Raw genomic sequence first — 20,250 nt, forward strand, 5'->3', positions numbered from 1 at the left:
AATATCCCCCTACACCAGAACCGCGCCGTCGGACTTGATCGCGCCATCTGTGGCCGCGTCGCCCAAAAGCATTTCGTTATGCGGTTTGCCCGACGGGATCATCGGAAAGCAGTTTTCGTGTTTTTCAACGAGACAATCGAAAATGACCGGCCCATCGTATTCGATCATTTCCATGATCGCATCGTCGAGGTCTTTGGGGTCCGAACAGCGGATACCCTTGGCCCCAAAGGCCTCTGCGAGCTTGACGAAATCGGGCAGGCTTTCGGACCATGACGAGGAATAGCGTTCGCCATGCAACAGTTGCTGCCACTGGCGCACCATGCCGAGGCGTTCGTTATTCAGGATGAACTGTTTTACAGGCGCGCGATACTGCATCGCCGTGCCCATCTCCTGCATGTTCATCAACCACGACGCTTCGCCGGCCACATTGATCACGAGGCTTTCGGGATGCGCCAATTGCACGCCGATGGAGGCCGGAAAGCCGTAGCCCATGGTGCCAAGACCACCCGACGTCATCCAGCGGTTCGGGTCCTCGAACCCGAGGAACTGGGCCGCCCACATCTGGTGCTGACCGACTTCTGTGGTGATGTAGCGGTCATGGTTCTTGGTCAGCGCCTCAAGACGCTCCAGAGCATATTGCGGTTTGATGATCGTGTCGGAATTGCGATAGGTCAGGCATTTGACCTCGCGCCATTCCTGAATCTGTTTTTGCCACTTTGTTGTATCACCCGTCTTGCGACCGCGGCTCTTCCAGACCTTCAACACATCCTCGAGAACATGCCCCACATCGCCAATGATCGGCAGGTCGACATGGATCACCTTGTTGATCGAGGAGGGGTCGATATCGACATGAACTTTGGTCGAATTCGGTGAAAAGTCCTGAATCCGTCCGGTGATACGGTCATCGAAACGCGCCCCGATGTTGATCATCAGGTCACAGCCATGCATGGCCATATTGGCCTCATACAGGCCATGCATCCCGAGCATCCCGAGCCACTGTTTGCCCGACGCCGGATAGGCGCCGAGGCCCATCAGCGTGGAGGTGATCGGAATGCCGGTTGAATCGACCAACTCGCGCAGCAACTGCGACGCCGCCGGACCGGAGTTGATGACGCCACCACCGGTGTAGAAAACCGGACGCTCGGCCTTTTCGATCAGCTGGACCAGATCGTTGATCTGTTCGATCGATGCCTTCACCTTTGGCTGGTAATGGCTGGGTTTGCGTTTCTGCGGCCCCACGTAGGTGCCTTCGGCGAACTGGACGTCTTTGGGCAGGTCAACGAGAACCGGACCGGGACGGCCGGTGGTCGCGACATAGAACGCCTTGTGCAGCGTTTCGGCCAACTCGTCCGTATCACGTACGAGCCAGTTATGTTTGGTGCAGGGGCGGGTGATGCCAACCGTATCAGCTTCTTGAAACCCGTCGGTGCCGATCATGAATGTCGGCACCTGACCGGTCAGAACAACCAGCGGAATGGAATCGAGCAGCGCATCGGTCAGACCCGTGACCGCATTGGTCGCCCCCGGACCGGAAGTGACGAGAACGACGCCGGGTTTACCGGTGGAGCGGGCATAGCCCTCGGCTGCGTGAACGGCGCCCTGTTCGTGGCGCACGAGGATGTGACGGATGTCATTTTGCTGAAACACCTCGTCATAGATTGGGAGCACGGCCCCTCCGGGGTATCCGAATACTGTGTCCACACCCTGATCTTTCAGGGCCTGAACCACCATTTTCGCTCCGCTCATCTGACGTGTCATCTTTTGGTCCTCTCGCGCGTCAAACTAAAATTTTGGCAATAAAAAAGCCCCCGATTTGGCGGGGGCGCATGGGTTCCGTTATGGAGTGTCCGTTACCGGCCCATGCGCGTGTATCCTACAAGTACGACGAGGCCAATCATGGTCTCAGGCTCCTTATTGCGTGGGCGAAGATTATGTCTGCCCCTCAGGGGCGTCAACCGCAAAACCGCCCTGATTGTGAATAAAGTGTCGCGGGAGGGGCATTCTCCGACATAATGTTATCAATCCTGATTTGCATGTATGTGATCCGCCACCGCTCCGCGCCGCCCGATCCATGGGCGGCACAGGCAGTGTTTTCGGCTTAATCGGTGATTGACAGGACCTCGTCCGCCCCGGCTTCGATGTCACAATAGTTAAAAGTGACGGGGGCGAATTCGTCATCGTCATCCAGCGCCAGAACATCCGTGTCCTGAACCGAGACCAATGCGTTTGGATCTTCCTCGGTGGAAAAGGCGCGGAATCCCTTTTTGCGCACAACCCGCGCCTGCAAGAGCGGCGTGCATATGCCCGTCGACAGATAGGTCGCCACAGAGGCATTTTGCGCCGTGACCTGCGCCTTTGCCGAAGCCTTCGCGAGATTTCCCGGCAAGAGTTCCGCCGTACCGCCCAGTCCGAGCGTGGTCTTTTTCGCCCCCGACAGCAGGACGGTCAGCCCCCTGGTCTCATGCACAGATGTGACAACCACCCATTTCTTGTCCCATGAGCCTTTCTTCAGGAGCGCGCCCAGTTTCTTGCCAACCCCGAGCATGTCGTCGATGGTCAGGATCGTCATGTCCGACCCGTGATAGACCATGGAGTTTTTCTTCTCGAAACCCACCGAGACCTCGACTTCGATTCCGTCTTTAGCGCCGCCGCCGGATGCCTTGGTGATCGACACGCCCGCGGACTCGAGCTTTTCTACGCCGGCTTTGGCGCCCGACAGCGTTTTGAATTTGATTTTGAATTTGTCGGTGATGTTGCCCATGCGATCGAACGCATATCCGTCCGGACTTTTTGAGCGCTTTACGATTCCGAAGTCGCCGAGTTTCAGTGGTGCCGTTGGCGGCCAGACCACTTGGTAGCCGAATTGTTTCTCCATTGCTTTTGCATAATCACGTGGAAACCCCATTATCTCTCCCCTTTGGTTTTTTTGAAAACGAACCGCGGGCAGGGTTGCACAATGCAAAGTTGACGCAAAGTAAGGTAATCGACCGTTCAGGCGCTCTAAAAGTGCCCTGTGCCCTGCAGAACCCCGTTTTCGAGCGCATAGCGCGTCAGCCCGGCGGTTGAGGAGATGCCGAGTTTGCGGCGGATGTTTTTGCGGTGGGTTTCGACGGTGCGCACGGAAATACCGAGGACCTGGGCCACGTCCTTGTTCGATTTCCCCTGCGCGAGTTCGAGGAGGATCGTCTGTTCGCGCTCGGTCAGGGCCTCGCGACCGTCGCGGGTTTTCGGGCCAATGGCCGCCTTCGCGCCGTCGCACAGGTAGCGATCACCGCGCATCACGGTGTCGATGGCGTCCTTGACGTCTTCGGTGGGCACGTCTTTGAGGACGTATCCCATGGCGCCGTGGCTGAGGGCCGCGCCGATGTATTCGGGGCTGTCATGCATCGACAGGATCAGAATGCGGGTCGCGGGCGCACGTTCGAGGATCAGCTCGGTCGCCGTTAGCCCGCCCATATGCGGCATGTTGAGGTCCAGTAGCACCACATCGGGCGCGAGCTCTATCAGTCGGTCGACCGCTTCACGCCCGTTAGTGAGGCATGCCGCCACTTCGAGATCGGGGAAAGTTTCAAGAAGCGCGCGGATGCCTTCGGCGACCATCGGATGGTCGTCCACGATCAGGATGCGGGTAGGTGGGGCAGGGGGATTTGTCATTCAGCGGCCTTCACGGGCTCGGGCGGGTGGCTTTGGTTGCTTGCGGGCGGCAGGATATGGCGTAGTGGCACAGAGGCGTCAATTGCCGTCCCCGGCGTGAGGCGTTGAATCGTGAATGTGCCGCCGAGGTGCTCCATCCGCTCTGCCATATTGCGAAGGCCGAGCCCGCGCGCATCACCGTCGCGAATGCCGCAACCGTTGTCACAGATTTTCAACGTGGCACCTTTGCGGTGCCCCGCGAGGCGGACGGAAACCTCTGTGGCCTTCGCGTGGCGTTCGATATTGGTAAGCGCCTCCTGCGCGATCCGGTAGAGCGCGGTCTTTGCCTCTTCATCGAGGCGGTTGCGAAACACCACGGTTTCGAAATCGGTCACGATCCCTGTGCGGCGCTGAAAATCCTCGGTCAGGGTTTTGAGAGCGGGACCCAGACCGAGATCATCGAGCACACCGGGGCGCAGGGCGTGGGATATGCGGCGCACCTCGGCGATGGCCGTGCGCAGGATTTGCGCGCTTTTGTCCACGCTTTCACTGGCTTGTGCGTCGCCATTCGCAATCCGCCGCCGCCCCAGATCGAGCGCATAGCGGGCCCCGACCAAGAGTTGGCTGATCCCATCATGCAGCTCGCGCGCCACGCGCCCGCGTTCTTCTTCCTGTGTGTCAAAAACCCGTTGGGTGAGTGCCTTTAGTTTCGCATCCGCAAGGCGGCGTTCATGGATCGTGATCGTCAGCCCGGACATGAAGACCATCAGAACCGCCGCCAAGGCGATCGCACCGATGTAGAGAAAGGTGCGCTGGACCCGCGTTTCGACCTGCGTGCGCGCAGCGGCGACGGATGTCAGAACATCGTCGACAAAGACACCTGTGCCGATCGCCCATTCCCAATCCTGAAGCCCCGTCACATAGGCCATCATCCGCGCCTCTTCGCCGGTGGAGGGTTTGGGCCACAAAAACGAATGATACCCGCCGCCGGTTTTGGCAATCTCGATCAGTCGCGAGACGACAGGGGTCCCTTCGCTGTCGGCGAGGTCGGACCAGTTGCGGGTGATCAACTCGGTCTGGCGCGGCGCCACAAGGTTCGTGCCATCGTAATCGTAGACGAAAATGTAGCCCTCGGATCCGAATGTCATGGCCGCCAACGTATGCGTCACGTCCCGTTTGGCGCGCACATCATCGGGGCCCGCCGCAGCGTATTCGGCGTAGAACGCTGCGCGCGCGATCTGGAGGTAGTTGCGCAACTCCTCCTCTTTGGCGGTGATCAACTGGGTCTCCAGATCCGCGATTTCGCGTTCCGCCATGGCGCGGGCCTGATGGGCCACCAGAAAGGCAATGGCAGCCACAGCCAGAGCCAAGGGAATTACGGCCAGCAAGAACAGCTTTCTCGCATATGTCATCTGGGGCAGGTGGCGATCCACGGTCTGTCAGGTGTCCTCGGGTCCGTTATTCACTGGCGGCGGCGCGATATCGAGTCGCACGATAATGGCCACAATAGGCGGGTCAATCAGGCGCTATAAGGGGATCGGCCCCCAGCGCACGAAATTTCCGCCTGAAAAGGAGCAGTTAGGCGTAAAAAACTTCGTTCTGCGTAGAGTTGGGTATTTATTCACCCGAGCGCGCTCGGTAACGTCCAAGTGCGAGCTGGCCGTGGCCTGCCCGCGTGGGAGGAGTCTGTCCTAAAGACACGCATTGGCCTTTCGGGCCTGTGTGACCGGTAACCCATAGGGGCCGGTTCTGGACATCTTACCCTTCGCGCGTGAGACCCGGCTGGATGAATTGCCATAGAACATTCGGGAGGAAACTATCTATGGATCGTCGTTCTTTTCTAAAAACTTCCGCACTTGGCGGTGCGACTGCTGCTGCTACCGGTCTGGCGGCACCTGCGCTGGCCCAAGGCACGCGTACATTGACCATGGTCACCACATGGCCACGTGGTCTTGCCGGTGTCTGGGACTCTGTTGAGCGTTTTGCCAGCTCCGTGAACGCCATGTCCGACGGCTCCCTCATTGTTGAGCCCAAAGCAGCCGGCGAACTCGTCGGTGGTCTCGAAGTCTTCGACGCCGTGACCGCAGGTCAGGCCGATATGTACCACGGTGCGGACTACTACTTCACCGGTCAGCACCCGGGCTGGGCCTATTTCACAACCGTTCCTTTCGGCATGACCGCGCCGGAAATGATGGTTTGGTACTATGGAATGGGCGGCATGGAAATGCACCACTCCCTGGGCGAAATCTTCGGCCTCAAATCCTTTATCGCCGGTCAGACCGGTGCGCAGGGTGGCGGTTGGTTCCGCAAAGAGATCTCTTCTGCGACCGATTTCCAGGGCCTCAAGTTCCGTATGCCCGGCCTCGGTGGCGAAGCGCTCTCCAAACTCGGCGCATCTGTCCAGACGCTTCCAGGTGGTGAAATCTACCAGGCGTTGTCCTCCGGCGCGCTTGACGGCACCGAGTGGATTGGCCCGTGGTCCGATGAGAAACTCGGCCTGCAGGAAGTCTGTGACTTCTACTACCCTGCCGGTTTCCACGAGCCCGGTGCAGCGCTGTCTGTTGCGACCAACCTCGATGTGTTCAATGAGCTGACACCAGCACAGCAGAAGATCATCGAAGTTGCAGCCGGCGATGCGCACCAGCACAACTACTCCCTGTTCATGGCAAACAACGGTCCGGCGCTGCAGCGTCTGATCTCTGCCGGTGTTCAGGTGATGTCCTTCTCCGACGATGTCTGGGACGCCTATGGGTCCGCCTCCAAAGAGGTGCTCGACGGCTACATGGACGATACGCTGTTTGCGGATATCCGTAACTCTGCGGAATCGGCGATGTCTGCAACCTCCGGCTGGTCCGGTCGTTCCGACAGCGTCTACACCGCACAGCGCGATCGCGTATTGTCCACGCTCTAAGGCGCGGATAAAGAAACGACGGGATGCGCGCCACGTGTGCGCATCCCTGTTTTTCTTTGTAGACCCTTTTTGTTGTCGGGTGAGGGCCGGGGCCATGGGCGCCTCTGCGCACCCCACCACAAAGACGGTCACCAAAACGAACCGCACCTAACCAATCGACGGATGGGAAGAGAGGGGGCACCTTCATGGAAGAAGTAGCCGCAACCAACGGAATCGGAATGATTTTTGGCGCGCTCTGGTCGCTTGTGACCAATATCGCGCTCGGGTTTTACAACCTCTTTTATGCGCTGAGCCATCCGGGCCAATGGTTGAACTGGGCGGATAAAGAAAGCCTTCTGCGCTTTGTTTACTACGGTGGCTCCAAAGAGTTCCTGTTCGTTTTCATCGATATCATCATCGTCGTTACCCTAATCGGGTTTTTCTACCGTCCCTTCCTGTGGGCACTGGTGCGTGGCATTGAAAAGGTGAACAACGGTATTGGCCGCATCGCGGCCTGGGCCGGGCTGGTGATGGTGCTCCAACAGATCATCGTCATCTTCCTGCAGTCGATCTTCCGTGTCGGCGAGATCACCATTTCCCCGTTCGGCACGGGCTTTACCCAGTCGGTCGGGTGGTACTCGGACACGTTGAAATTCGAGAACGCCATTGTTGTGGCGCTCTGCGTTTCCTACGCCTTTATTCAGGGCAGCCATGTGCGCGTCGACCTGATCTACGCGGGGGTAAGCCACCGTGCAAAGCGGGCAATCGACATGTTCGGATCGCTTTTCTTCATGCTGCCGGTGGCGTTCCTGACATGGATGTATGCGTGGTATTTCCTGTGGCGCCATCTCATCACGCCAAAGGTGTCGGCCTCCGATGCGCTCGATGCGATGCTGCGCAAAGCGCGCATTGTTAAGTGGAACGTGGAAACCGTGTCGTTCTCGGCAAACGGGTTTAACGGCTATTTCCTCTTCAAAGTGCTCATGCTCGCCTTCGTGTCGCTGGTGATCCTGCAGGCGCTGGCCTTTTTCTACCGCTCCTACCTCGAATACATCGAAGGCGAAGAGAGTGCGGACAAATACCTCGACAAAGACACGCTCGGCGAAGGCGAAGAAGCCTTTGAAGGCACACACTAATTTAGGGGCAGTGGGACATGCTTTTCGGACTTGATGGCGTTGAAGTTGGCCTCATTATCGTTTTTCTCAGCCTGTTCGCGGGCATCCTGACGGGCTTTCCGGTCGCTTTTGCGATTGGCGGCGCGGGGCTGTTGTCCTTCGGGATCATTGCCGCGCTCGATAGTGCGGGGATCCTCGTTCATCAGGCGCTCGATACCGGCGCGCAGGCTTATCGCGACCTCGTGAATGCGGGGGTCAATCCTGTCACCATCAGCCATTTCCGATATCCGGAATTGCCCACTGTGGTGCAGCCGCTGTTTGAAGGTGGCTGGGAGCAGGCGGTCAACCGCAACCTGTCTTTTATCGTCAACCGCATGAACGAACGCGTTTTTGCAGGCGCTTCGATCGAGACGCTGTTGGCGGTGTTGATGTTCGTGATGATGGGGATCGTGCTGGAACGCTCCAAAATCGCCAACGACCTTCTGACAACCATGGCGCGGGTGTTTGGCCCGTTGCCCGGTGGTTTGGCCGTTTCCGTGGTGATCGTGGGGGCCTTTCTCGCGGCCTCGACCGGTATTGTTGGCGCCACCGTGGTGACCATGGGGCTTTTGTCCCTGCCGACCATGCTGCGCCACAACTATTCGCCTGAACTGGCAACGGGTGTCATCGCGGCCTCCGGAACGCTCGGGCAAATTATCCCGCCCTCCATCGTCATTGTTTTGCTGGGCACTTTGGCAGGTGATCTCTATTCGGCCGCTCAGGAGGCGCGTGCGCAGTCCGTGGGCTGTACCGATGCGCTCACCTACCTCGGTCAACCGGCGGTCGTTTCCGTCGGCACGCTGTTTCAGGCCGCGATGCTGCCCGGGATTTTTTTGGCCTTCCTCTACGCGCTCTATGCCTTTGGCTATGCATTGCTGAACCCGCACAAAGCGCCCCCCGTGCACCTTACCCACACCAGCCATGAGACCATCACGCGCCGTGACGGTCTGCTGTGGTTCCTCGCCGTGCCGGTCCTCATCATCGGCGGCGCGATCATGTCCGGTCAGATGGGCATTTCGGGATCGCAATCGGTCCATGTGAACCAGTTCAGCGACAGTGGCGTACAGCCCAGCCTACGCACCAGCGTGTCCGAGCAATGTCAGAGCGCAATGATCGACCTCCACGGTCAGGACGCATGGGACACAGCCGTTGCCGAAGCACAGGCAATCGCGGATGCGGGCGGCGCACAGCAATCCGTCCGTCGCACCGACGACGAAATGACGACCCTCAGTGCGCAGGCTGTAGCCAACGCACCCAAAATCGGGTCGGGCATCATGACTTTCATGGCGCTCTTCGCCCTGATCCTCACGCTGGGTCGCGGCGTTGCCCCCTCCGAAAGCGGGCGCCCGTTCGTGATTGGTGCCGTCGGAATTGCGCTACTTCTCGCTCTCGACGCGCTTTTCGTCTCCCCGCTCACCACCGCAGGCACCGCCGCGGTGATCTACGCGCTGCCATTCTTCCTCGTGCTCTACGGGTTGCGGTTCGCCGCGATCGCGCTCGGGCGCAATGAATTGTTCCGCGTCGTCTTCCCACCGCTCGTGCTGATCGTGGCGGTGCTCGGATCGATCCTCGGCGGGGTAACCAACCCGACGCCGGCGGCCGGTCTCGGGGCTGGGGGCGCAATCCTGCTCGCGGCGTTCCGCAAACTCCAGGATCATCACCGCTCCGGCAAAATCATCCTCGGTGCCGCCTTCGCGATCATCATCATGTTGCTGGTCGGCGCGAACTTCGATCTGCGTGTGGCGCGCGGCGACGTGCCCTTCGAGGATTGGGTGGCCTATCTGATCGCCCTCGGTGCGTTCTACTATTCGATGTTCGGTATTCTCTATGCCTGCTGGGTGCTCTTCTCGGACGGCACGCTCGGCATCGTGGTGCGCGAAACGGCCAAGGTCACCTCGATGGTGTTCACCATTCTGATCGGCTCGCAGCTGCTCAACCTCGTGGTCATCTCCTTCGGCGGGGAACACTATATCCAGCAGTTCCTGCGCTCGTTTGACAATGAGTTCACGGTCTTCCTGCTCGTGATGGCGGTGTTGTTCTTGCTCGGCTTCGTGCTCGACTTTCTCGAGATCATCTACATTGTCGTCCCCATCGTCGGACCGGTGATCTACGGTGGCACGATGGACCCGAAATGGGTGACGATCATGATCGCCGTGAACCTGCAGACCTCCTTCCTCACGCCGCCCTTCGGCTTTGCGCTCTTCTACCTGCGCGGCGTTGCGCCCAAGGAAGTCACGACGGGACATATCTACCGCGGGATCATACCCTTCGTCTTGATCCAGGTTCTGGGTCTCGCGATCCTCTGGACCTTCCCGGACATTGTGACGATCGTCCCGAACCTCCTCGGGCGATAGCCACCAAGCTCCACGAAAATTCCAAAAGGCCCCGCAGTTTGCGGGGTCTTTTTTGTCATGTTTGGTGCTGTTTTGAGAAGGGACTTGCCAAGAATCATAAATCCGATAAAAACTATCGGAAAATATGGAGTCTGTTATGTCCTACCCATCTCTCGCCTCTCGGGGCGCCGCCCCCGTTGGCACTATTGACCATCTCGACGAAGAGGGGCGGATGGTCGTGGCGCTCATGCGCGGCAATCATGGCCACTGGGAAGACGACCTCGCACGGGTCTTTGGCCAGATGATGGGAATTGTTCAGAGCCACGGTCGTCGCGCGCTCCTGCACCATTCAAAAACCTGTAATTGCCTTGGCGCGGATGAAGCGACCATCGTCGAACTCGTCCAGCGCGCCGGGTCGGGGGCACGTTCCGACGCGACCCTCATGGCGCTTATGCTCGTGTCGGCCGAGGTCGCGCCGCTCATGGTTTCCATGGCCGAGCAATTGGCGCTCCTGATCCGGCTGGACATCCGGATCGGTAGCGGGCCGCTCCACTAGTATTCGGTTTTGGGGTCGGGGGGCGCAGTCCTCGGCGTGGACTGCATGTCGGGCAGGTTGATCTTTGCAACCTGAGCCGCGACGGGTTCGTTTTCCAACGGGTGGCGTTCCGCTGCATAGTCCAACGGATCGCTAAGCTCATCCCACTGGTCGTTGTTATAGACCTCAAGCGCGGAAAAGCGCGCCTTATATCCCATCTTCTTCGACCCGGGCACCCAGTAGCCGAGGTAGACAAAGGGTAGCCCCGCCTCACGGGCGATGTCGATATGGTCGAGGATCACATAGGTACCGATCGAGTCCCGCGCGAGTTCGGGTTTGTAGAACGAATACACCATCGACAACCCGTCATCGAGAATGTCGGTCAGGCAGGTCGCGACCAATTCGCGCTCGCCGGTGTCGGGATCGGTGGCATGATATTCGATCACACGGGTGCGGATCGGGGTTTCCTCGATCATCGCCGCAAATTCGAACACATCCATATCCGCCATGCCGCCATCGGCGTGACGGGTTTCCAGATATTCGCGGAACAGCGCGTATTGCGCTTCCGAGGCCCAGGGCGATGTGGATGACCGTGTGAGGTTCCCGTTTTTGTTCAGGGTGCGTCGCTGGCTTTTGGTCGGGTTGAAATCGGCCACGCGGATGCGTGCGGACATACAGGCAGCACAGTCGCTACAGGTCGGGCGATAAAGCACGTTTTGCGAACGCCTGAACCCCTGTTTGGACAGGGAATCATTGAGCGCCTCGGCATTTTCTCCCTGCAGTGCGGTGAACAGCTTTCTCTCCATCCGGCCCTCTAGATAGGGGCAGGGCTGGGGGGCCGTCACATAAAACTGGGGCGCGAGCGGGAGCGAGTGTCGCATGGGCTAAGGGTACGAAACTGTTTTTTAACGGTGCTAGATTTGGCGGAGCGTAACAACAATGCGACGGATCGCCAAGTCTCGATGCAAATGAAAAACCGGCGCCCTTCATGGGGACGCCGGCAAATCCGGTCTCGCACTATGCGCGTCAGCCGTGTTCTCAGATGTCAGCCGCGCGGTTGATGGCGGCCGTGCCGAGAATGAAGTCCGACAGACCCTGTTTGCGCGCCGAGGTCAGCATGAGCACCACGGAGACGATTTGCGCGATCACGAACATGCCCCAAACCGTAAAGAGCGATGTATGCAGGATCGCCATCCCGAGATCGAAACGTTCACCGCGCGAGGTGCGAAATTCGATCCCCATCACCCGCATTCCCAACGTTGCGGACCCGTTGGCGATGGTCACAACGCGATAGGCAAAACCGACCACCGCGACGAGGAATGGAAAGAAGAAGATCCCCGTGAAAGCGGTCAGCGGGACCAGAAGCGCGGCAAGAACCACAGTGATGATCAAATCGACCACAAAGGCCAACAGACGCTTGATGGGCACCGATTCATAAAAGCCGGGCTGGCGTTCCGGGTCGGGGAGACCCCAATGGGTATGTGGATTGTCTGACATGGGGTTGATCTCTTGATAACTCATCTGTGCGGCTCTGCAATTAGGGATGTGGGAGCGGGACATTGGAGCGACGCGCGGTCAGGGGGGGAACCGCGCGCCGTCTGGTCAGGAGGTGGGTTAAGCCTCCTCTTTTTCCTCGGTTTCTGCCTTTTCGTCATCGGCAGGGGACGATTTGGCGCGATCTTCCATAAACTGGTCGAATTCGGCCTTGTCCTTTGCCGCACGCAGGCGGTCGAGGAAGCTTTCAAAGCTGTTCTGCTCTTCTTCGAGGCGGCGCAGGGTGTCGGCTTTGTAGGCGTCAAACGCTGTGTTGCCGCTGGATTTCATCGCCATGGCTGCGGAGCGACGGTAGGAATGGCGTGACGAGCGAGAGGTACATTTGTTGCTAAACATTTTTTTGCCCCAGATCATGTAAAAGAGGAGAAACAGGCCGACTGGCCAAACAAAGATGAAGCCGAGGACCATTGCGGCGATCCAGGCGCCTTTGCCTTTGTCGTCGAGCCAGTATTCGGCGCGTCGAAGCCAGCCTGAGGGAGTGTCGGTGGAGGGATAGTTTGTGGCGGTATGTGTCATCGGGTCATCTCTTTGTTGAGGTTGCGTTTCCTTTGTGCCGGTATGTGAATGCCGTTCACATTACCAAGATGGGTGGGGCAACCTGCAACCACAAGGGCCTATGTAAATCTTTTTCACATAAATCGTGATATCTAAATAAAATCAGTTACTTAATCATAAAGTATTTTTTGATCCGCGCTGCGCTGAAGGGGTGGAAACCCCCGTTTTTCAACGATCAGCACACGAATTCGGCCTCTTTTGCCGCCGAAATCTCGCGCAGGATCGCAGGCGCGATCTCGAAAATATGCCGCGGTGTCCCCGCCGCCGCCCAGACAGTGTCAAAGTCGCTCAGACGCGGATCATAGAAGGCCACAATAGGGGACAGATGCCCGATCGGCGCGACGCCTCCAATCGCAAACCCCGTCACATCGCGCACAGTTTTCCCGTCCGCACGCATGAGTGGCTCTCCTGTCAGCTGCGCCGCACGCGCGCTATCCACCCGATTTGCGCCAGCGGTGATGAACAGGTAGATCGCGCCACTTTTCTCGCCCTGAAAAATGATGGACTTGGCAATCTGGTCCAGCGCGCACCCTGCCTTTTGCGCCGCCTGTTCGGCCGTGCGCGTTTCCCCGTCCATCTCGAGGATATGCGCAGGCACGCCCGCCCGCGCGAGGGCCTGTTCGACACGTGTCAGGCTTTTTGATTTGCTCTTTGCCATGATTTCCCCGTTGGTTTTACAGGTTTCTGGCATGGGCTTTGCCCTTGCACAAGGTGGTGGAAATCGCCAACGCTTGGGGTCCGAAGGGAGACCCCATGACGACCGAAAACCGCATCACACGCCTGCCACGCATTTACGAGAGCGATCGCGCTGCCGAAGCAGCTGCCGTGACACCGTGGGCGAGTGGGGCGGTGAGCGAATTGATCACGGGCGCGGCGTCCTGCGCACCCTATCTGCATGGATTGATCCTGAAGGAACACGCATGGCTCGAAGGGGCGCTCGCCGATCCGGAGGCCGCTCTGGCACATACTTTGGCACAGACGCGCGCCCTGACAGGAGGCGATGTTGCCGCGGGCACACGGCAGGGCAAACGGCGCGTGGCGTTGCTCTCGGCTCTGTGCGATCTGGGTGGGATTTGGGCGCTCGAAAATGTAACCGGCGCGCTCAGTGACTTGGCCGATGCCGCGACACATGTGGCCCTGCGCGCCGAAGTCGCGCGCGAGATTGCAAAGGGAAAACTTCCCGGGCAAGTCGAGGCGGATATCGAAACCTGTGGCGGGATGGTTGCGCTCGCCATGGGCAAACATGGCGCGCATGAGCTGAACTATTCGTCCGACATCGATCTCATTTGCCTGTTTGATCAGGACCGGTTCGAGGCGTCCGATCAAATGGATGCGCGCGCCGCCTTTATCCGCGCGACACGGCGTGCGATGACCACGCTCAGTGAGCCGACCGGTGACGGGTACGTGTTTCGCACTGACCTGCGCCTGCGCCCGAATCCCTCCACCACACCGGTCTGTTTCGCCATGGAGGCCGCCGAGCGGTATTACGAAAGCGTCGGGCGCACGTGGGAGCGCGCAGCCTTTATTAAGGCGCGCCCCGCCGCAGGTGACATCCACGCCGGCAGTCGGTTTCTCGACGATCTGTCGCCGTTTGTGTGGCGGCGCCACCTCGACTTTGCCGCCATCGAGGAAATCCACGACCTGCGCCGCAAAATCCGTGACCACAAAGGTCTTGGCGGTGATTTTCACCTCGAAGGTCACAACGTCAAACTCGGGCAGGGCGGTATTCGAGAGATCGAGTTCTTTGCGCAGACCCGACAACTCATCGCGGGGGGGCGGGACCGCGAGCTGCGCGAGAGGGGCACGATCACAGCACTCGCCAAACTGGCGCAAAAGGCGTGGATTGACGCCAAGACTGCGCAGGTGCTGAGCGACGACTACCGAGCCCACCGCGAACTCGAACACCGCCTGCAGATGATGCGCGATCAGCAGACCCATAGCCTGCCGACAACGCCCGATGAATTTGACAGGCTTGCCGCGCTCATGGGCACCGACACCGATACCCTGCGCGCCGATGTGGCACAGAGAACCGAGCGTGTCGACGCGATGACGGAAGCGTTTTTTGCGCCCACAACCGCGCCGAGCCCGCAGGTTAAACGGGAGAACGATTTTGCGCAGATCACGGCGGAATGGCACACCTATCCCTGTCTGCGCTCGGAGCGCGCACAGACCATCTTTGACCGGTTGAAACCGGCGCTGTTCTCGCGGCTCGAAAAGCTCGACAATCCGGTTGAAACCCTGACCCATCTCGACGGTTTCATGCGCGGGTTGCCTGCGGGGGTCCAACTTTTCTCTCTCTTCGACGCCAATCCACCGCTTGTCGATCTCCTCCTCGACGTGGCCAGTACGGCCCCCCATCTCGCGCGGTATCTGTCGCAGAACTCCGGTGTCCTCGACGCCGTGATCGGTGGTGATTTCTTTTCACCTTGGCCCGGTGTCGCGGGGCTCACCGCGGCCTTGGGCGCGCAACTCGAGGCAGCGCAGGACGACTACGAAAAGAAACTCGACCTCTCGCGGCGCTGGTCCAAGGAATGGCATTTCCGCGTTGGCGTCCATCACCTTCGCGATCTGATCGGCGCCGACGAGGCGGGCCGCCAATACTGCGATATCGCGCGCGCCTGCGTTGCCGCCCTCTATCCCCAAGTTGTCGCCGAATTTGCGCGCAAACACGGCCCCCCGCCCGGATTGGGCGCGATGGTTCTGGCCATGGGGTCGCTCGGCGCGGGGCGTCTCACGGCGGCCTCGGACCTCGATATGATCGTGATTTACAATGCAGACGGGGTCGAGGCCTCCGATGGCCGCCGCCCGCTGCCCGCGCGCACCTACTACAGTCGCCTCACGCAGGCCCTGATCACTGCCATGACCACCCAAACCGCCGAGGGCAAACTTTACGAGGTCGACATGCGCCTGCGCCCGTCGGGCAATCAGGGGCCTGTGGCAACCTCTCTGCAGTCGTTCGAGCGCTATCAGCGCGACGAAGCATGGGTTTGGGAGCATCTCGCACTCACCCGTGCGACGCCCGTGGCAGGTGACGACGCGCTGGTCGTGGCGGTCGAAAAGGTGCGCGCATCTGTGCTCGGCGCCCCGAAAGACGACGCCCATGTCCGCCATGAAACCAACGCCATGCGCCTGCGCCTCTCCGAGGTCAAGCCCGGTGACCGTTGGGATCCAAAAAACGGCGCGGGCCGGATGATGGACATCGAATTGATCGCAGAGACCGCGGCGCTTTTGAGCGCGACCATGGATTCAGATGTCTACGCGCAAATCGCGGCAGGCCAGAGGGCAGGGTGGTTCACCGATGAGGAAGCGGCGACCTTGGGCGAAACCTACCGGCTGATGTGGCGCATGCAATCGGGCGCGCGGCTGCTGACGGGCGAAAAGCTCGATCCCGACACGATCGGGGCGGGCGGTCGGGGGTTCCTTGCACGTTCGACGGGCACGGCGAGTCTGGATGCTTTGGCGGACCTGGCCGCAACGCAGGCCGCGCAAGCCGCGAAAGTGATCGATCTGGTACTGGACCGCCCCTTCGGCGCGCCGTAAACTCGCGCTTCACATGTGAGGTGGCCCATGCCGGTCTCGAAATCCCTACCCGATGTTGACGCGAACCTCGATCCCGGCGGACTTATCCGCACGGCCTTCGAGATGGAGGATTTGACGCCCCCCGATGCGCGCACGATCTTTCTCGACTGGGCCATCAAGCTCGATCCCGTCCTCGATCCCCATATCGCCATCCGCAGGCTGATTGCGCTCTATAGCGGACATGCGGCGGAAGGGCACCCCATGGCAGCGGTGCTGCGTGAGGGGCTCGGCGCAACCACCGGGCCGCTCGGGCGGCGCGGCGGAGCGCGCGCACGACGTTAGAGCCATGCGCGAGCTGCCGGTTCGTTTCGGGTGATAAATGCTTAGCGTGAAAGGGCTGCGGCCTCTGCCGCGATTTCCTCAATCGCTTTCCAATCGCCCTTGTCCACCAGATCAGCGGGTGCAACCCAGCTGCCGCCAACACAAAGTGTGTTGGATAGGGACAGGTAATCATTGGCATTTTTCAAAGAGATGCCACCAGTCGGGCAGAATTTCATCTGCGGCAACGGCGCCCCGATGGCTTTAAGCGCGGGTGCCCCGCCGTTGGCCTCTGCGGGAAAGAATTTGGCCACGGTATAGCCGCGCTCCAGAAGGCGCATCACATCGGACGCCGTGGAGGTTCCTGCCAGCAATGGCAATCCCTGTTCTTCGCAGGCGTCGAGCAGTTTGTCCGTGGCGCCGGGTGAAACGCCGAACTTGGCGCCTGCCGCAATAGCCGCGCTTACGTCAGCTGCGCTCAACAATGTGCCCGCCCCAACAACGCCGCCTTCGACCTTTGCCATTTCGCGGATCGCGTCGAGCGCTGCGGGCGTGCGCAACGTGACTTCCAATGCGGGCAGACCGCCTGCCACGAGGGCTTCGGCGAGTGCGCGTGCCTTTGATGCGTCCTTGATCACGAGAACGGGGACAACGGGGGCGAGGCCACAGACTTCGGCGGTTTTCAGGCTAGCTTCCTGCGGGGTCATGGGAATGTCCTTCGAGACTGGGTTAGAGAATTGTGCACGCGCCGTCGGCGGCTAAGCAGGCGTTTTGGCGGAAGACCTCGAACATCTCGCGCCCGATGCCGCTCTTGTTTGCGGACAAATCGGCAACGACGGGTTCGCGGGTTTCAAAATCGTCGGCCAGAACCGTCAGAATACCGGCCTCGGCGTCAACGCGCACCAGATCACCGTCCCTCAGGCGCGACAGCGGTCCGCCAATCGCGGCTTCGGGTGACACGTGGATACAGGCAGGAACCTTACCCGATGCGCCCGACATGCGACCGTCGGTGACGAGCGCGACCTTGAGCCCGCGATCCTGAAGCACCGACAGGGTCGGGGTGAGAGAGTGCAGCTCCGGCATGCCATTGGCGCGCGGACCCTGAAAGCGGACGACGACAACCGTGTCTTCGGTGAACTCGCCATTCTGGAAGGCGGTTTTGACGTCCTTCTGATCGTGGAAAATCCGAGCTTTGGCTTCGATAACGCGCCGCTCGGGGGCGACGGCAGACACCTTCATCACGCCGCGACCGAGATTGCCGGCGAGTTGTTTCAGGCCACCCGATTTCTGGAAAGGATCGGCAGCCGAGCGAAGGATGCGGTCATTCAGGGTCTGTGTCGGCCCCTCACGGAACGAAATGCCATCCTCGGTCAGCACCGGTTCTTTGGTGTAGAGCGATAGCCCGTCTCCGGCGACAGTCGCCACATCGTCATGCAGCAAACCCTGTTCGAGCAAATCGCGGATCATGTACTGCAACCCGCCCGCGGCGTGGAAATGGTTCACGTCGGCCATGCCGTTTGGATAGACCTTCGCCATCAAAGGCACGGCGGAAGAAATCGCTTCGAAGTCTTCGAGATCGAGGATCACACCGGAGGCGCGCGCCATTGCGGGCAGGTGCAGCACGAGGTTGGTCGAGCCGCCTGTCGCCATCAGTCCGACGATCCCGTTCACATAGGCCTTTTCGTCCAGAATACGTCCAGCGGGGCGGAAATCATTGCCAAGCGCGGTGATTTCGGTGGCCCGTTTGGCCGCCGCCTTTGTCAGGGCGTCGCGCAGGGGCGTGTGCGGGTTCACAAACGACGCGCCCGGAAGGTGGAGACCCATCACTTCCATCAGCATCTGGTTGGTGTTCGCGGTGCCATAGAACGTACAGGTGCCCGGCCCGTGATAGGAGGCCATCTCCGCTTCCATCAACTTTTCACGGCCGATCTCACCGGTGGCAAATTGCTGGCGTACCTTTGATTTCTCGTCGTTGGGCAGACCGGAGGTCATTGGTCCGGCGGGCACGAACACCGCAGGGATATGGCCAAAGGTTGCGGCGGCAATGATCAGGCCGGGAACGATTTTGTCGCAAACCCCGAGGTAGAGCGAGGAATCGAAACAGTTGTGCGACATCGCCACACCGGCGGCCAACGCAATCACATCGCGCGAAAACAGCGACAGCTCCATCCCGGGCTGGCCCTGCGTTACGCCATCGCACATCGCAGGCACACCACCGGCAACCTGTGCCGTCGCGCCGCTGTCACGGGTCGCTTCGCGGATCAACTCTGGGAAATTCTCATAGGGTTTATGCGCCGACAGCATGTCGTTGTAGGCCGTTACGATTCCGATATTGGGTGCACGCCCCTCTGCAAGACGCGCCTTTTCCCCCTCCATCGCGGCATAGGCGTGGGCCTGATTGCCACAGGACAAATGCGCGCGCACAGGGCCGTCTTCGGCGGCTTGGCCGATCTTTTCGAGGTACGCCGAGCGGGTCGGTCGCGAGCGTTCGATGATGCGTTTTGTGACAGCGTCGATCTGGGCGTTGAGGGGCATGCGGTGACTCCATGCATATGTGTCGGTGCGCGCTTTGGGTCCGATGACCCAATCTAAAATGGATAGCCCGAAACGGCCAGCGCTCGTTAGCGCTAACGTAACCTGCGCCGCACATGATGTCCACACTCGCCCAGCCTTGATGTGAGCGCATGGCGGGTTTTCCCGTTCCGCTATGGTTATGTCAATCTTTATGACCTAAATGTTTGGAGCGGGGGAGAATGATGGCCGCCCATGACTGCAAAAGCGTTCGTGGCGTGACCGGTCGAACAACAATTTTCCGTCGGGTGATTCGCGAATTGCACTGACCCGAGGCAACCTGAGAGTGATCAAATGAAAAGCCGCACAACCTATCATACTGATTTTGAAGCCATTGAGCGCCGCGCGCATGAAATGCGCGCCGAAGCTGCGCGTGACTTGGTCAAATCGCTGCGTTCGTGGCTGCGCAGCCGGTCTATGCGGCGCGCAAAGCTGGTCTGATTGCTGCGCGGATCGGTGGGTTTAGCGCCGATTGCGCGACAAAAATGCGTAGAATTGCTGTTTGTGGTGTGATTTTTACCTTTTTCCCCCATTTCATCATGTAGATAAGTGACCGAAGACGGTTTACACAGTTGAAAATTCGGTTCGTAGGAAAAATCAATGATCACCACTTTTAAAAGTTTCGGACTGGTTCTCGTAACTATGTTCGCCATTGCAGGGTGCACGACCCAAATGCAGGAACCCGTTCCCGCAGACGTCGTGTCGGACCTGCGCGTTGTGAGTGTCAATGTTGAGGTGCCACGCACTTTGACCGTGTCTGAGGCAGACACAATCAAACCTGTGGCAGATATCGTCTGGCACGAGGACCCCATGGGTGATCGCTACGCACAAGTAGAGAGTGTTGTGCGCGAAGCAATCGAAGCCGGTGCAAAGACGGCGACCGGAAACCGCGCCGTGAGCCTCGATGTCGTGGTGACACGGTTCCACGCACAGACCAATCGGGTCCGTTATTCCGGCTATCCCAGCGAACATGAAACCGAATTCAACCTGACAATCCGCGATGCGGCGACCGGCGCAGTCCTGTCCAGCCGCCACGTTGATGCAACATTCAAAGCCTACAATGGCGCGACCGCTGTTGCGGCTGACAAACAGGGGATCACCCAGCGCATGCGCATCGTTGAGTATGTCAAAACGGTCATCGCCCAAGAGCTTCGTCGCCCGATCTAAATCGGCCTCTTTTCGGCCGCA

General features: G+C 59.6%; 18 protein-coding genes. 8 read left to right on the forward strand and 10 right to left on the reverse strand.

Annotated features, from left to right (window positions below):
- Window positions 1-9: 9 nt before the first annotated feature.
- From ABD815_RS12175 to ABD815_RS12190, 4 genes are all read right to left on the reverse strand, one after another.
- The gene (locus tag ABD815_RS12175) at window positions 10-1,758 is read right to left on the reverse strand and encodes an acetolactate synthase 3 large subunit (RefSeq protein ID WP_344847452.1); all 1,749 of its coding nucleotides are present in this window, start codon (window positions 1,756-1,758) and stop codon (window positions 10-12) included.
- 340 nt (window positions 1,759-2,098) lie between these two features.
- Entirely contained in the window at window positions 2,099-2,905 is an 807-nt protein-coding gene (locus ABD815_RS12180) for a hypothetical protein (protein ID WP_344847454.1), read from the reverse strand.
- Between the two features lie 95 nt (window positions 2,906-3,000).
- Window positions 3,001-3,654, reverse strand: coding sequence for a response regulator transcription factor (locus ABD815_RS12185; RefSeq protein ID WP_344847456.1), 654 nt, complete (start codon window positions 3,652-3,654; stop codon window positions 3,001-3,003).
- Window positions 3,651-5,045: a cache domain-containing protein gene (locus ABD815_RS12190; RefSeq protein WP_344848637.1), complete on the reverse strand. Its 1,395-nt coding sequence runs from the start codon at window positions 5,043-5,045 to the stop codon at window positions 3,651-3,653. Before ABD815_RS12190 ends, ABD815_RS12185 begins: the two co-directional genes overlap by 4 nt.
- A gap of 410 nt (window positions 5,046-5,455) precedes the next feature.
- Here ABD815_RS12190 and ABD815_RS12195 point away from each other — a divergent pair, with 410 nt between their 5' ends.
- The 4 genes from ABD815_RS12195 to ABD815_RS12210 all read left to right on the forward strand — a co-directional run bounded on the left by ABD815_RS12195 (window position 5,456) and on the right by ABD815_RS12210 (window position 10,566).
- Window positions 5,456-6,544, forward strand: a complete 1,089-nt coding sequence (locus tag ABD815_RS12195; RefSeq protein ID WP_344847457.1) for a TRAP transporter substrate-binding protein — start codon at window positions 5,456-5,458, stop codon at window positions 6,542-6,544.
- A 185-nt stretch (window positions 6,545-6,729) separates the two neighbouring features.
- Entirely contained in the window at window positions 6,730-7,659 is a 930-nt protein-coding gene (locus ABD815_RS12200) for a TRAP transporter small permease subunit (RefSeq protein ID WP_344847458.1), read from the forward strand.
- Window positions 7,660-7,676: 17 nt separating this feature from the next.
- Complete coding sequence (locus ABD815_RS12205) at window positions 7,677-10,031, forward strand: TRAP transporter large permease (protein WP_344847459.1); 2,355 nt, start codon at window positions 7,677-7,679, stop codon at window positions 10,029-10,031.
- 136 nt (window positions 10,032-10,167) lie between these two features.
- On the forward strand, window positions 10,168-10,566 hold the full coding sequence (locus ABD815_RS12210) for a hypothetical protein (RefSeq protein WP_344847460.1): 399 nt from the start codon (window positions 10,168-10,170) through the stop codon (window positions 10,564-10,566).
- On the opposite strand, the gene ABD815_RS12215 is transcribed toward ABD815_RS12210, so the two are convergent.
- The 4 genes from ABD815_RS12215 to ABD815_RS12230 all read right to left on the reverse strand — a co-directional run bounded on the left by ABD815_RS12215 (window position 10,563) and on the right by ABD815_RS12230 (window position 13,312).
- The gene (locus ABD815_RS12215) at window positions 10,563-11,426 is read right to left on the reverse strand and encodes an arginyltransferase (RefSeq protein ID WP_344847461.1); all 864 of its coding nucleotides are present in this window, start codon (window positions 11,424-11,426) and stop codon (window positions 10,563-10,565) included. The two genes, ABD815_RS12210 and ABD815_RS12215, sit on opposite strands and share 4 nt — an antisense overlap.
- Before the next feature lie 157 nt (window positions 11,427-11,583).
- Window positions 11,584-12,042 (reverse strand): RDD family protein, encoded by a 459-nt coding sequence (locus ABD815_RS12220; RefSeq protein WP_344847462.1) that lies wholly within the window; start codon window positions 12,040-12,042, stop codon window positions 11,584-11,586.
- A gap of 117 nt (window positions 12,043-12,159) precedes the next feature.
- Entirely contained in the window at window positions 12,160-12,615 is a 456-nt protein-coding gene (locus ABD815_RS12225) for a DUF2852 domain-containing protein (protein WP_344847463.1), read from the reverse strand.
- Between the two features lie 214 nt (window positions 12,616-12,829).
- Entirely contained in the window at window positions 12,830-13,312 is a 483-nt protein-coding gene (locus tag ABD815_RS12230) for a YbaK/EbsC family protein (protein ID WP_344847464.1), read from the reverse strand.
- A 95-nt stretch (window positions 13,313-13,407) separates the two neighbouring features.
- Between ABD815_RS12230 and ABD815_RS12235 the strand changes: the two genes are divergently transcribed.
- Both ABD815_RS12235 and ABD815_RS12240 read left to right on the forward strand, forming a co-directional pair.
- Complete coding sequence (locus ABD815_RS12235) at window positions 13,408-16,194, forward strand: bifunctional [glutamate--ammonia ligase]-adenylyl-L-tyrosine phosphorylase/[glutamate--ammonia-ligase] adenylyltransferase (protein ID WP_344847465.1); 2,787 nt, start codon at window positions 13,408-13,410, stop codon at window positions 16,192-16,194.
- Between the two features lie 27 nt (window positions 16,195-16,221).
- A complete protein-coding gene (locus ABD815_RS12240) occupies window positions 16,222-16,515 on the forward strand; it encodes a hypothetical protein (RefSeq protein ID WP_344847466.1) in 294 nt (97 codons plus the stop codon).
- A gap of 41 nt (window positions 16,516-16,556) precedes the next feature.
- On the opposite strand, the gene eda is transcribed toward ABD815_RS12240, so the two are convergent.
- Both eda and edd read right to left on the reverse strand, forming a co-directional pair.
- Entirely contained in the window at window positions 16,557-17,198 is a 642-nt protein-coding gene (eda, locus tag ABD815_RS12245; protein ID WP_344847467.1) for a bifunctional 4-hydroxy-2-oxoglutarate aldolase/2-dehydro-3-deoxy-phosphogluconate aldolase, read from the reverse strand.
- Between the two features lie 22 nt (window positions 17,199-17,220).
- Window positions 17,221-19,026: a phosphogluconate dehydratase gene (edd, locus tag ABD815_RS12250; protein WP_344847468.1), complete on the reverse strand. Its 1,806-nt coding sequence runs from the start codon at window positions 19,024-19,026 to the stop codon at window positions 17,221-17,223.
- Window positions 19,027-19,356: 330 nt separating this feature from the next.
- Between edd and ABD815_RS12255 the strand changes: the two genes are divergently transcribed.
- A complete protein-coding gene (locus ABD815_RS12255) occupies window positions 19,357-19,503 on the forward strand; it encodes an RSP_7527 family protein (RefSeq protein WP_344847469.1) in 147 nt (48 codons plus the stop codon).
- A 159-nt stretch (window positions 19,504-19,662) separates the two neighbouring features.
- Complete coding sequence (locus ABD815_RS12260; protein WP_344847470.1) at window positions 19,663-20,229, forward strand: DUF6778 family protein; 567 nt, start codon at window positions 19,663-19,665, stop codon at window positions 20,227-20,229.
- The last annotated feature ends 21 nt before the right edge of the window (window positions 20,230-20,250 follow it).

The organism is Celeribacter arenosi (assembly GCF_039539485.1).
Taxonomy (GTDB): Bacteria; Pseudomonadota; Alphaproteobacteria; order Rhodobacterales; family Rhodobacteraceae; genus Celeribacter; species Celeribacter arenosi.